The sequence below is a fragment of the Nocardioides sp. P5_C9_2 genome, from assembly GCF_054049555.1.
In genome coordinates this window covers 1-11816 of sequence record NZ_JBFUMD010000058.1, presented here as the reverse complement: position 1 = coordinate 11816, position 11816 = coordinate 1, and the positions used below count along the sequence as shown (strand labels likewise).

The following is an 11816-nucleotide window of genomic DNA, read 5'->3' as shown; positions in this document are numbered from 1 at the left end:
CCGTCAAGCAGACGTGGCCGGTCGGCGTCGCGCCCCGCGCGTTGTCGTTCGTGGGCAGCACGCTCTACGTCAGCAACGAGGGTGGCCGCCGCGCGGCCGCCGGCGAGGCGACGCAGGACTCCTACGGCACCCCCGTCCCGGCGGACCCGGTGAAGGGCACGTCGACCACGGGCACCGTGAGCGTCATCGACACCGCCGCCCCGGCGGCGCCGGTGGGCCAGATCCCGGTCGGGCTGCACCCGACCTCGCAGTACGTCCGTGACGGCGTGCTCTACGTCGTCAACACCAACGACGACACGGTCTCGGTGGTCGACACGACCACCGACCAGGTCGTGCAGACGATCTCGACGACGCCGTGGCAGGGCTCGGACGTGGGCTACGCGCCCACCGCGGTCGCCGTGCTCGAGGACCGGCTGCTCGTGTCCCTCGGACGCGCCAACGCGGTCGCGGTGTACGAGCTCGGCACGAGCGCGCTCGACCCGGTCAGCTACGTCGGGCTGGTCCCGACGGACTACTACCCCGAGGGCCTGTTCCCGGTCGGCGACCAGGTCGTGGTCGCCAACCGGCGCGGCATCGACGCCCGCGGCCCGCTGATCACGTTCAACCAGGGCACCGGCACCACGCCCGCGACCGGGCACGGCACGCACGGCACGACCGCGTCGCTGACCCGCTTCACCCTGCCGAGCGACGAGGAGGTCAAGGAGATCTGGACGCCGACGGTCTTCGAGCAGAACGGCTGGGGTCCCTCCGACACCGACGTGAAGCACGCGACCGGCAACAAGCAGAAGGCGGTGCCGGTGCCGAAGCGGATCGGCGACCCGTCGACGATCAAGCACGTCTTCATGGTGGTCAAGGAGAACCGGACCTACGACCAGATCCACGGCGACATGCCCGAGGGCAACGGCGACCCGTCGCTCGCCCAGTTCGGCGAGACCGTCACGCCCAACATCCACGCGCTGGCGCGGCAGTTCGGCCTCTACGACAACACCTACGACGTCGGCACCAACTCCGCGGAGGGCCACAACTGGCTCATGCAGGGCGACAACCCRGAGTACACCGAGTCCAGCGCCGGTGAGTACGTCCGCTCCTACGACACCGAGGAGGACGTGCTCGGACACCAGCGCTCGGGATTCCTGTGGACCTCGGWCCAGGCGGCCGGTGCGTCGGCGAAGAACTACGGCGAGTTCATCTACACCGAGGGCAAGCCGTCGGGCACGTGGCAGCAGTACTACTGCGCCACCAGGAGTGTCGAGGAGCAGGGCGGCGACCCCGCGCAGCTCACGACCCCGGAGCTGAAGGGCAACTACGGCTCGGTGATCCCCTCGCTCAACGCGATCACCCACCCGCTGTCCCCGCCGTTCGACATGTCGATCCCGGACCTCTACCGAGCGGCGATCTGGAAGCAGGACTTCCTCGACAACGGTCCCCAGGACTTCCAGATGATCTGGCTCTCCGACGACCACACCGGCGGCCCGGTCTCGGCCCGGTCCAACGTGGCCTCCGGTGACCTCGCGGTCGGGCGGATCGTCGACACGATCTCGCACAGCAGGTATTGGAAGGACTCGGCGATCTTCGTCGTCGAGGACGACAGCCAGAACGGCGCCGACCACGTGGACGGCCACCGCGCGCCGGTCCAGGTGATCAGCCCGTGGGCGATCCACGGCAGGACCGTGTCGCGCTACTACACGCAGATCAACATGGTGCGCACGATCCAGCAGATCCTCGGGGCGGACCCGCTGAACCAGAAGCTCGCCGCGGCGACCCCCATGTTCGACGCGTTCCAGAAGAAGCCGGACCTCACGCCGTACACGGCGAGGAGGAACAGGATCTCGCTGACCGAGAACATCAAGACCCCGCCCGCGTGCGGTCTCGACACCCCGGCCAGCGGCATCACCGCTCCCCCCACCGCTCCCGGTGCCGTCTCCTACACCGTGGCGTGGGAGAAGTGGAAGGACAAGCAGCGGCTCACCGGCCGTCGCGCTCGCGCCGACTTCGCCAACCCGGAGCTGATGAACCGCTACACCTGGTACGACGCGCACCACTACGACCTGCCGTACCCGGGCGACTCGCAGATCTACCTGCCCCAGGACGTGCCCGGGGCGGCGCTCCCGGGCACCGACACGGACTGATCCACAGTCCACCCACAGGGCTGGGCCGGGTCTCCCGGCCCAGCCCGTCGGTGCCCCTCTCGCCACGAGGTCACACGCGCGGCCGAGTGGTCGTGGGCGGGTGCACGGGCGACGCCTCGACGCGGAGGAGTCTGGCAGGGCCGGCGGGCAGCCACCAGTTCCACCGCCCGAAGAGGGTGACCAGCGCGGGGACGAGCAGCGCCCGCACGACGGTGGCGTCGATCAGGATGCCGACGCCCAGAGCGGTGCCGAGGACCTTGATGTCGGTGCCGGGCGCCGAAGCAAGGGCCGCGAACGCGAAGAACAGGATCAGCGCCGCCGAGGTCACCAGGCGTCCGGTTCGCCCGAGACCGGTGACGACGGCCTCGACGGTGTCACCGCTCTCGTCGTACTCCTCACGCATGCGCGCCAGGATGAAGACCTCGTAGTCCATCGACAGCCCGAACAGGAACGCGAAGATCACCACCGGCAGCCAGAACGTGATGGCACCGGTCGCCGACACGTTGAAGATCAGGTCGGAGCCGTGGCCCTCCTGCCAGAAGAAGACGACTGCGCCGAAGACCGCGGCAAGCGAGACCAGGTTCAGCACCACGGCCTTGATCGGCAGCAGGATCGAGCGGAACGTCCGCATCAGGAGCACGAAGGTGATCAGCGCGATCAACGCCAGCACATACGGGAACTTGTCGTACACCGCGGTGAAGTAGTCCTCGACGGTCGCGCCGGCCCCGGTCACCAGGACCTCGCCGTCCACCGCTCCCTGGACCGCGGTCCGGACGTCGTCGACCACCTGGTTGGACGAGCTGTCGACCGTCTCCTCGACCGGCACGACCTGGATCACTGCCTTGTCCGCCTCGTCGGAGGACACGGCAGCCAGCTGGATGCCGTCGACCGCGCTGGCGGCCTCGGTCGCGGCAGCGGCCTGGTCGGGGTCGACGAGCACCACGATCGGGGTCAGCACACCTGTGCCCACGCCGGCGCCGCGAAGCGTCGTGAGGGCGTCGTACGGCGCCCCGCTGCGGGCCAGCGAGTCGATGCTGGCGGTGCCGATCTTGAGGTTGGAGACCGGGTAGATGAGCAGACCGAGAATGATGAGCGCCGCCCCGGTCGCGAGCCACTTGTGGTGGACGATGCCCCGCGCCCAGGCCGTCCAGCCTCGGGAGGCGACTCCCTCCTTGCGGATCCGCGGGTAGTCGATGCGTGGGCCGACCTTGGAGAGCAGGGCCGGCAGTAACGTCAGCACGACCGCCACGCTGACGAGTGGGATGAGCATGCCGCCGATCCCCATGCTGCGCAGGAATGGCACGGGCACCACCACCAGGGCGACGAGGCTGATGGCGACCGTCACGCCGGACGCCAGGACGGCGTGACCTGCCGTCTCCATCGCCACCACCACGGCCTCCTCGTTGGTGCGGCCGTGGGCCCGCTCCTCGCGCCACCGTGAGACGAGCAGCAAGGAGTAGTCGATGGCGACGCCGAGCCCGATCAGTGAGATCAGGAACTGCACCACGAAGCTCACGTCACTGAAGGTGGTCAGCCCCAGCACCAGCAAGAAGGTCGTCAGGATCGAGACCGCCGCGATCAACAGCGGCAACAACGCCAGGAAGGACGCGAAGACGAACACCAGGACGATCAGGGCGCCCGCCGCGCCGAGGAGGGTCTCGGCAAGCACGCTCGGCCCCTCGGTGTCCCCGCCCGCGGAGAGCAGTCCGTAGGAGGTCAGCTCGCCCTGCACCCCCGCCTGGTCCGCCGACTGGGCCAACGCCGGCTCCAGCTCAGCCTCGATGCCCGGGCCGAAGGAGGTCGGAGGCGGACCCTGGATGAGGGCGTACGTCGTCCGTCCGTCGGCGGCGATGAAGGCCTCATCGCCCGTGGTGGCGAAGTCGGCGACCAGCACCCCGGGGACGGCTGCGGCCGTCGCCTCCAGGACACCGTTCACCGCATCGATGCTGCCGGTCACGGTCTGGTCGTCCGGCACGGTCACCACGACGACATAGGTGTCGAACGTGCTCACGCCGTAGTTCTCGATCAGAGCGTTCTCGGCGTCGTCGCCCGGCTGTCCGGGAAGCGAGAAGTCGAGGGTCAACCGGTCGCTCAACTGTCCCGCAGCGACGCCGCCCAGGACGAAGGTGGTCAGCCAGAAGAGGCTCACGACCAGCCGGTGACGCATGACAAGCCGAGCGAGACGCTCCACAAGATCTCCTGCGCAGGGCGGGCGTCCGCGGACGGAGGCCAGTGCGAACGACGTTACCGATGCCCCCGGAGCAGGTCAACGCACAGGCGAGATCCCCGGCAGTCGCTTCGAGCCACCCTCGCCGAGCTCATCGCTCTGGGCGGGCGCGCGCACCAATCCGAAGCGGGCTGGGCAGCGAACCTCAGACGAGGTGAGCGCGACCAGCCGCAGTTGGTGTGCCCCTGTCGGGATCCGCACCGTCGAAGCGGGTCCGACCTCTTGCAGCCCTTCGAGGTGGTCCCGTTGCGAAAGCTGCTGCTTGCGCTCACCGTGGCTGCCCTCGCGCTGGCACTGGCCCGCCAGGCCTCCCTCGGTCAGTCTCCGTACGCGGCCTCGCCCGCATCCGGCTCGGCGTACACGGTCCTGCAGATGAACCTGTGCCTCTCGGGGTCGGCCGACTGCTACGAGCGCGCCGCGTACCCGTCCGTCGTGGCAGAAGCCACCAGGCAAGTCATCGAACGAGGTCCGTCAGCCGTGACGCTCAACGAGGCCTGCAGCACCGACGCAGCTGCAATTGCTCGTCGCACCGGCTACCAGCTCCGCTTCTCCGCGGTGCGATACCGCGGTGCCCCGATTCGTTGCGTCAAGCCCGGCAAGCGCGGCATCTTCGGCCTCGCCGTCCTCACCGACGACGAGATCAGGAGCACTCAAGACCGCGCGTTCAGGAGCCAGTCCGGTGAGGGTGAGGAGCGCCGGTGGCTGTGCACCACCACCGTCGGGAATGTCACGGTCTGCACCGCGCACCTGAGCACACGGGACTCAGCGAGACAACGCCTCGCCAACGACGCCGAATGCCACGAGCTCCGCGGCATCCTGGAACAGCGCGAACGAGCCGGCGCCACCCTGTTCGGCGGGGACGTGAACCGGCAGGAAACCTGCGCGCCGGACATCATGTGGACCAGCCGTGACGACGCGGCCACCCAATCACCCGGCATCCAGCACATCTACGGCGCCGTGTCATCGACCAAGGTGGCTCCGCAGGTGGCGACAGCATCGTTCACCGACCACGACTTCCTCCTCGCTGGCGGCGCCCCCTCGCAGGACATCGCCTTGGCCGCCGGACTGCAGTGACCCGACCCGGCTACGCGCATGAGATCGCTTCGTCCACATTCACCTTTTGCGCGGTCCTCTGCCGCGCCGAGTGGCCCGACCCAGAGCCCTCATGAGCGTTCCTGCTCCAAGTAGCGTTCGATGCGCCGGTCGGGGATGAGCCACATGACCGCGACGGCCACGATGGGCACCATGGCCAGCCGGGGCTCCACGAAGGTGACCGCGATTGCCCCGAGGTAGGCGATCATCGAGATGATCCCCTTGGCGTCGGACCCGACGGCATCGCGGTAGCGGGCCCCCGATGCCGGCGTTCGTCCGATCGCGACCTCCAACAGGTAGTAGGCGCTCCCGGCGGCGAGCAGATTGACGGCGTAGAGGACGGTCGGGGTTCGCTCGAGATCGGTCTCAGCCATCCAGTTGGTGGTGAATGGAACCAGCGACAACCAGAAGAGCAGGTGCAGGTTGGCCCACAGCACCGTGCCGCTGACGCGATCAACCAGCTGGAAGACGTGGTGGTGGTTGTTGTTCCAGTAGATGCCGAGGTAGACGAAGCTCAGCACGTAGGCGAGCAGCGGCACCCCTGTCTCGTCCCACAGTCCGCGTAACGTCGGCTCCTCGGGAGCGTGAAGCTCGAGCACCATGATGGTGATCGCGATGGCCAGCACTGCGTCGCTGAACGCCTCGAGCCGGTTCGTCGTCATCCCGAGAACAGTACGCCGGCGCGACCGTCACGCTCCGCGTGAAATCGCGGGTTCAACTGAGTGCGTCAGTCGGATCCGCGGACCCGGCTGCGACCCCAAGAATCGCCGATGAGTCAAGGGCCGGGGTATTCCCGGGCTGACCTCGACGCAGCACTGATCCATCGCCCTGAACGGCGCGATGCCAGCCGCCTGGGGCTCTGTGTCGCGTGCGGGACCTGATGGAGGTTCTCACTCCACGGAAGGATGATAGTCATGGCAGCACCGAGGAAGTGCCCCGAGGAGCTTCGGGAGCGAGCGATCCGGATGGCCGTCGATCTGCGGCGTGACCCAGCGACGCGGACCGTCGCTCTGCGCCGTGTCGGTGAGCAGCTCGGATCAACCCCGAGACGCTGAGCAACTGGGTGTCCCGGGCCGAGATCGACGAGGGCCGTCGGCCTGGTGTGACCACGGCTTGAGGGTCAACGGATCGCTCAGCTCGAACGCGAGGTCAAGGAACTCCGCCGAGCAAACGAGATCCTGAAGACGGCGTCAGCGTCTTTCGCCGCAGCGGAGCTCGACCGCAGGCTGAAGTGAGTGCCGCGCTGCTGGTCGACTACATCGATGAGCACCGCGAGGAGTTCGGGGTAGAGCCGATCTGCACCGTCCTACGCCAGGCCGGGATGCCGATCGCCCCGCGCAGCTACCACGCCGCGAGAGCACGGCCACCCTCAGCCCGCGCGGTGTCCGACGTGCAGCACTTGGTCGTGATCCGCAAGGTCCACCAGGACAACTCCGGCGTCTACGGGGTCCGCAAGATGCACGCCGAGCTGCACCGGCGTGGACATCGCATCGCCCGGTGCACCGTGCACCGGTTGATGCGTGCCGACGGGCTGCGCGGGATCGGCAGGGCCAAGGGGCCACGGATCACGGTTCCTGGCACCGGTGAAGGCACCCGCACCGACCACTTGGGCCGCAACTTCGTCGCCGAGGGACTGAACCGGGACTGGGTCGCGGACATCACCTACTGCCGAACCTTCGCGGCGTCATTGCCCACTCGGACAAGGGGGTGCATTACCTCGCGGTGCGGTAAACCCAATACGCCCGCCACCCACGTCAACTTCCTCCGCCGACGACTGGGTCGTCTATTTTGGGCGCACCCACGACGCGTGGTCGAACGCCTCTCAACCTCCGCTCTGGGCCAGGGGCAGGCTGGGTGCTGCGTCGGCCCCGACCGGACCAGCACTAGTGGTCAGTAGACCTGGTTCGCGGCGTAGGTGGCCTGCTCCTTGGTGAACTGGTCGCCCGATGGAGACGACAACTGCTCAATTAACCTCTGCTTCGAGAAGGACATCGTGTCCAAGTAGTTCTCGGCAGCCTCTACGGCCTCGGCGTTCCAGTCCGCGTCGACGTTGTTCGCCGCGAACGTCGCGTCAGCCTTCGAGTAGCCGTCACCCGCTGGGGACGACAACTGCTGGATGAGCCCTTCCTTCGAGAACGCCAGGATGTCGATGTAGTTCTGGCCCGCCTCCAATGCGTTCTCCTGGCCGGAGGTCATTTCGGGCTCAGCCTTCTCGGTCTTCTCGGATGCGGCCTTCTCCTTCTTCTTGCCGCTGTCGCTCGATTCGCTCGATGAGTCATCCGTGGCCGTGACGTCACCGTCGCCAGTGTCGCCGCCGCTACCCAGTGCAGCCGCGACGATGATGACCACAACGAGCCCTGCGAGCCACCAGCGCTTCTTCTTGAACCACGGTCGTGACGCCTTCGCGTACGCCTTGTCTGCCTTAGCCTGCGCCTTCGGATTCGCCGGAGGCGGTTCTGTGTTCGGGTTCTCCCCCGAGGTATGTGACATGTCTGAAGGCTAAAGCGGTCTAGGCCAGTGAGTAAGGGCAAAGGACGAAGTCATGGGATTTCGGTGCGGACGACGTCGTGAGCAACCTCGCCAATGGCTTCCAATCTCGCGTATGCAATACCTACACCGCCTCCCTACCTCTGACATGCCCTCGGGGGTACACACAGAGGCGGGTGTCCCCTTGCTTGACGGCCAAGTGACCCCGGGGGGTCATAAGTGACGTCCGCTCGTCCTCGCGACACGCGGCACGTGCGGGCTGTTCCGAATCGCGCCCGATATGCAAGGGGAGACTGTCCGGCATGGAACTGTTTCAGTTCTCGGCCCTGCTGTACGAAGCCGGCGACATCATTCAGCCCCGCACCTGGGGCCGGGTGGTCATGGGTCACGGGCCCAACCATTCCCCTGTACTACCGGGAGCTCTTCTTCGAGGAGGTTCGCGCCCAACTAGCGCCCGATAAGCCGTCACGGCTGGGAGCCTTCTACGGCCCGCGAACCGCGGAGGACCTCACGCGCTATCGGCAAGAGAACGCCGGTATGGCGTACAGCTACCGCGTCTCTGTTCCCGATATGGCGAAGATGGGTTACGCGGGTCGACGAGAGTTCGGCTGTTCCCCGTATGTTCCCCGGACCTCTTGCTTACGAGGCGGAGAGTGCCTCTGACCTGCAGTCATTCTGGTGGGCGATACTGGGTTCGAACCAGTGACCTCTTCGGTGTGAACGAAGCGCGCTACCACTGCGCCAATCGCCCGCTGTGCGGGTGCCGGGGAACTCTAACCCATCGTCGCGGGCGACTCGGAATCGGCCTTCGGCCGGACCTTGGCCACCGCCTCGGGCTTCCCGTGGAAGCGCCGGTAGCTGTAGATGATGAGCCCCACGGCGATGCCGGCCGAGGCGACCTGGGTCACCCCGGTCCACAGCCCCCCGGGCAGCCACCAGGACTCTGCCAGCGGCCACCACTCCGGGGCCGGCGGGTAGGAGATCCAGAGCACACCGAAGCCCGCCAGCACGAGGGCCCCGAGCACCGACACGACGATCCGTGGCCACGTCTCGACACCCTCGGCCGCGCCACGCAGGGCCCGGACCCGGACGGGCTCGACACGACGCTCGGCCCACTCGTACTGCTGCGACAGCAGGGCTAGACCGGCGAAGATGCCCAGGAGACCCGGTCCGGGCAGGAAGATCGCCGCCACACCGGCCAGAAGCAGCACCCAACCGAGGGTCTCGAGGACCAGCCGCTTCGCGGCTCCGCCCCCCGGGACGGCCATCAGGATTTCTCCCAGCGTGTCGGTGCAGGGAAGATTGACTCTGCCTGCTTTGCTGCGCTCACGAGATGACCCTACGGGTATGACTCAACATGTGGCGTAGCCCACCACGGACAGGGTCGTTGTACCCACGTCATAGGTCGGTCCCCCCGCCGTCCTACCCACCGAGGGAGCGTCCGTGTGGACCGCACGCCGAGAGAGAGTGGAGACACATGCGCAGGATCACCGCAGACGTCGCTGTGGACGTGACGATGTTTTGCAGGGACCTCGAAGGTCACTCCTACGAGCTGGACGCCGTGCTCGGATACGCGCGCACCGATGCCTTCGCCGTGACCATGACCTTCGGCGACGTCGAGCCGCACGTCACCTGGACGTTCAGCCGCGACCTGCTGATGCGCGGCATCAACCACCCGACCGGCGAGGGTGATGTCCGGATCTGCCCGTCGTTGAACGACGACGGCGTCGCCATCGTCCAGATCGAGCTCTGCAGTCCCGACGGGCACCTGCTCCTCGAGGCCCGTACCGACGACATCACCCACTTCATCGGGCGCACCGTCGACGTCTGCGCCCCCGGCATCGAGGCCGAGCACCTCGACGTCGACCAGATGATCGCGCAGCTGCTGGCCGTCTGAGGCCGCCGCGCTGCCGGCGGCCCGCCGACAGTCAGTGCATGTCGTGCTGGGCCACCCACGAGGCGTGGAGGCCGGCGTAGATGCTGCCCGTCTGAGTGACGAGCTCGCGGTGCGGGCCACGCTGCACCACACGACCGCGGTCCACCACGATCACCTCGTCGGCCTGCTCGGCCGTCGAGAGCCGGTGCGCGATCGTCACCGACGTGCGTGACTGCATCAGCCGCTCCAGCGCGAGGCCGATCCGCATCTCGAGCTGGGGGTCGACCGCGCTGGTGGCCTCGTCCAGGACGAGCAGGTCGGGATCGGCCAGGTGGGCCCGCAGCAGCGCGACGAGCTGCCGCTCGCCGGCCGACAGCGACTCGCCGCGCTGGCCGACCTTGGTCGCGAGACCGCCGGGCAGGGCGTCGAGCCAGTCGCGCAGTCCCAGCTCGTCGGCCGAGGCGAGGATCTCCTCCTCGGTCGCGTCGAGCTTGCCGTAGCGCACGTTGGCCGCGAGCGAGTCGTCGAAGAGGAACCCCTCCTGGGGCACCAGGACGACGCTGCGCCGCAACGACTCGGCCGCGATCCGGCGTACGTCGAGACCGTCCAGCAGCACCGCCCCGTCCACCGGGTCCATCAGGCGGGTCAGCAGCTTGGCAAAGGTCGACTTGCCGGACCCCGTCTCCCCCACGATCGCGACCCGGGTGCCGGCGTCGATGTGCAGGGAGACCTCGGACAGGACCGGCGGCCCGCCCGGGTAGGCGAAGGTCACGTCGTCGAAGGTCACGTCGATCGGACCGCGTGGCAGCACCTGCCCGTCCGGGCCGGGATCCACGAGGTCGGCCGGGGTCTCCAGGATCCCGATGACCCGGCGCCAGCTCACGATCGCGTTCTGCGCGTCGGTGAGGATCTGGGTGCCCATCTGGACGGGCCCCACGAACAGCGTCACCAGGAACGCGAACGCGAGGACCTTGCCGGCGGTCATGTCGGTCGTGAAGCCCAGCAGCACGCCCACGATCAGCACCCCGGCGTTGGCCAGGCCGGCGGAGATGCCGCCGAGGGAGAACGACACGACGGTGAACTTCTGGGCCCGGGTGCTGGCCGTCTTGAAGTCGTCGATCGCCGCGTCGATGCGCCCCTGGGTGCGGTCCTCGACGGCGTAGGAGCGGACGGTCGCCGCACCGACGACCGGCTCGGAGATCGCGCCGAGCAGCACGCCCACCTGGTGGCGCACGATGCCGTAGGCCTCCGACAGCTTGCGCTGGAAGTAGCGGATCGAGATGAAGAGCGGCGCGAAGCACAGCCACACCACGAGGGCGAGCTGCCAGCTGTAGATCACCATGATCACGGTCGCCACCAGCATCTGGCCGATGCTCACCACGAAGATCAGGCCACCGAAGACCAGGAACTGGCTCACCTGGTCCACGTCGCTGGTCACGCGGGACACGAGCGCACCGCGGCGCTCGGTGTTCTGGGTGAGCAGCGGCAGGTCGTGGACGTGCCGGAAGGCCTTGACCCGCAGCGTCGCGAGTCCGCGCTCGGAGGTCGTGAAGAGCCGACTGGTCATGGTGTACGACGCGAAGCTGGTGATCGTGAGCACCACCGCGCAGCCGATGCCGAGCCACACGACGTAGTCGAGCCGCGGCCCGTCCGGACCGTTGAGCCCACGGTCGAGGGTCTGCTGGACGGCGATCGGCACGACCACCTGGCCGCAGGCCGCCACGATGGCGAGGAACAGCGTGAACCGCAGGCCCTCACTGAGCTCGGGCGAGATCCGCATGCCGCGGCGGATGGTCTCGATGGCGCCGATGTCCTCCCCGGAGTCCATCCGGGTGCCGGCGGCGGGGTTGCGGGTCGAGGTCGTGGAGCTCACTGGGCACCTCCGGCGCCACTCGGGACGGTGGAGCCGCCGGTGCCGGCCGCCTCGTCGTGGGCGGCCTGCTCGTAGGCGTTGACGAGCCGGGCGTAGTCGGGGCTGCGTCCGAGGAGCTCGCGGTGGGTGCCG

General features: G+C 68.1%; 9 protein-coding genes, 1 tRNA gene and 1 other annotated feature. Of the genes, 4 read left to right on the top strand and 6 right to left on the bottom strand.

Annotated features, from left to right (window positions below; translation table 11 throughout):
• On the top strand, positions 1 to 2129 hold a 2129-nt coding region (locus ACXJKL_RS04895), incomplete at its 5' end, for a bifunctional YncE family protein/alkaline phosphatase family protein (protein ID WP_457205935.1).
• 70 nt (positions 2130 to 2199) lie between these two features.
• On the opposite strand, the gene ACXJKL_RS04890 is transcribed toward ACXJKL_RS04895, so the two are convergent.
• On the bottom strand, positions 2200 to 4278 hold the full coding sequence (locus ACXJKL_RS04890; RefSeq protein ID WP_457205934.1) for an MMPL family transporter: 2079 nt from the start codon (positions 4276 to 4278) through the stop codon (positions 2200 to 2202).
• Positions 4279 to 4578: 300 nt separating this feature from the next.
• Here ACXJKL_RS04890 and ACXJKL_RS04885 point away from each other — a divergent pair, with 300 nt between their 5' ends.
• Complete coding sequence (locus ACXJKL_RS04885) at positions 4579 to 5430, top strand: hypothetical protein (RefSeq protein WP_457205933.1); 852 nt, start codon at positions 4579 to 4581, stop codon at positions 5428 to 5430.
• 89 nt (positions 5431 to 5519) lie between these two features.
• On the opposite strand, the gene ACXJKL_RS04880 is transcribed toward ACXJKL_RS04885, so the two are convergent.
• A complete protein-coding gene (locus tag ACXJKL_RS04880; protein WP_457205932.1) occupies positions 5520 to 6110 on the bottom strand; it encodes a TMEM175 family protein in 591 nt (196 codons plus the stop codon).
• 530 nt (positions 6111 to 6640) lie between these two features.
• Positions 6641 to 6784: a sequence feature (AL1L pseudoknot), on the top strand.
• Between ACXJKL_RS04880 and ACXJKL_RS04875 the strand changes: the two genes are divergently transcribed.
• Positions 6680 to 7345, top strand: a complete 666-nt coding sequence (locus ACXJKL_RS04875; RefSeq protein ID WP_457205931.1) for an IS3 family transposase — start codon at positions 6680 to 6682, stop codon at positions 7343 to 7345. (Overlaps the previous feature by 105 nt.)
• On the opposite strand, the gene ACXJKL_RS04870 is transcribed toward ACXJKL_RS04875, so the two are convergent.
• The 3 genes from ACXJKL_RS04870 to ACXJKL_RS04860 form a co-directional block, all read right to left on the bottom strand.
• Positions 7339 to 7938, bottom strand: a complete 600-nt coding sequence (locus tag ACXJKL_RS04870; RefSeq protein ID WP_457205930.1) for an Ltp family lipoprotein — start codon at positions 7936 to 7938, stop codon at positions 7339 to 7341. The genes ACXJKL_RS04875 and ACXJKL_RS04870 overlap by 7 nt on opposite strands.
• 673 nt (positions 7939 to 8611) lie before the next feature.
• Positions 8612 to 8686: transfer RNA gene (locus ACXJKL_RS04865), tRNA-Val, on the bottom strand.
• A 22-nt stretch (positions 8687 to 8708) separates the two neighbouring features.
• A complete protein-coding gene (locus ACXJKL_RS04860) occupies positions 8709 to 9203 on the bottom strand; it encodes a PGPGW domain-containing protein (RefSeq protein WP_457205929.1) in 495 nt (164 codons plus the stop codon).
• Positions 9204 to 9412: 209 nt separating this feature from the next.
• On the opposite strand from ACXJKL_RS04860, the gene ACXJKL_RS04855 reads away from it, so the two are divergent.
• On the top strand, positions 9413 to 9832 hold the full coding sequence (locus ACXJKL_RS04855) for an SsgA family sporulation/cell division regulator (protein WP_457205928.1): 420 nt from the start codon (positions 9413 to 9415) through the stop codon (positions 9830 to 9832).
• Positions 9833 to 9863: 31 nt separating this feature from the next.
• On the opposite strand, the gene ACXJKL_RS04850 is transcribed toward ACXJKL_RS04855, so the two are convergent.
• Positions 9864 to 11684, bottom strand: coding sequence for an ABC transporter ATP-binding protein (locus ACXJKL_RS04850; RefSeq protein WP_457205927.1), 1821 nt, complete (start codon positions 11682 to 11684; stop codon positions 9864 to 9866).
• Positions 11685 to 11816: the final 132 nt, after the last annotated feature.

Coding starts and splice junctions, on each gene's coding strand:
- ACXJKL_RS04870 (WP_457205930.1), bottom strand. CDS start 7,938: ATGTCACATACCTCGGGGGAGAACCCGAACACAGAACCGCCTCCGGCG.
- ACXJKL_RS04855 (WP_457205928.1), top strand. CDS start 9,413: ATGCGCAGGATCACCGCAGACGTCGCTGTGGACGTGACGATGTTTTGC.
- ACXJKL_RS04880 (WP_457205932.1), bottom strand. CDS start 6,110: ATGACGACGAACCGGCTCGAGGCGTTCAGCGACGCAGTGCTGGCCATC.
- ACXJKL_RS04860 (WP_457205929.1), bottom strand. CDS start 9,203: ATGGCCGTCCCGGGGGGCGGAGCCGCGAAGCGGCTGGTCCTCGAGACC.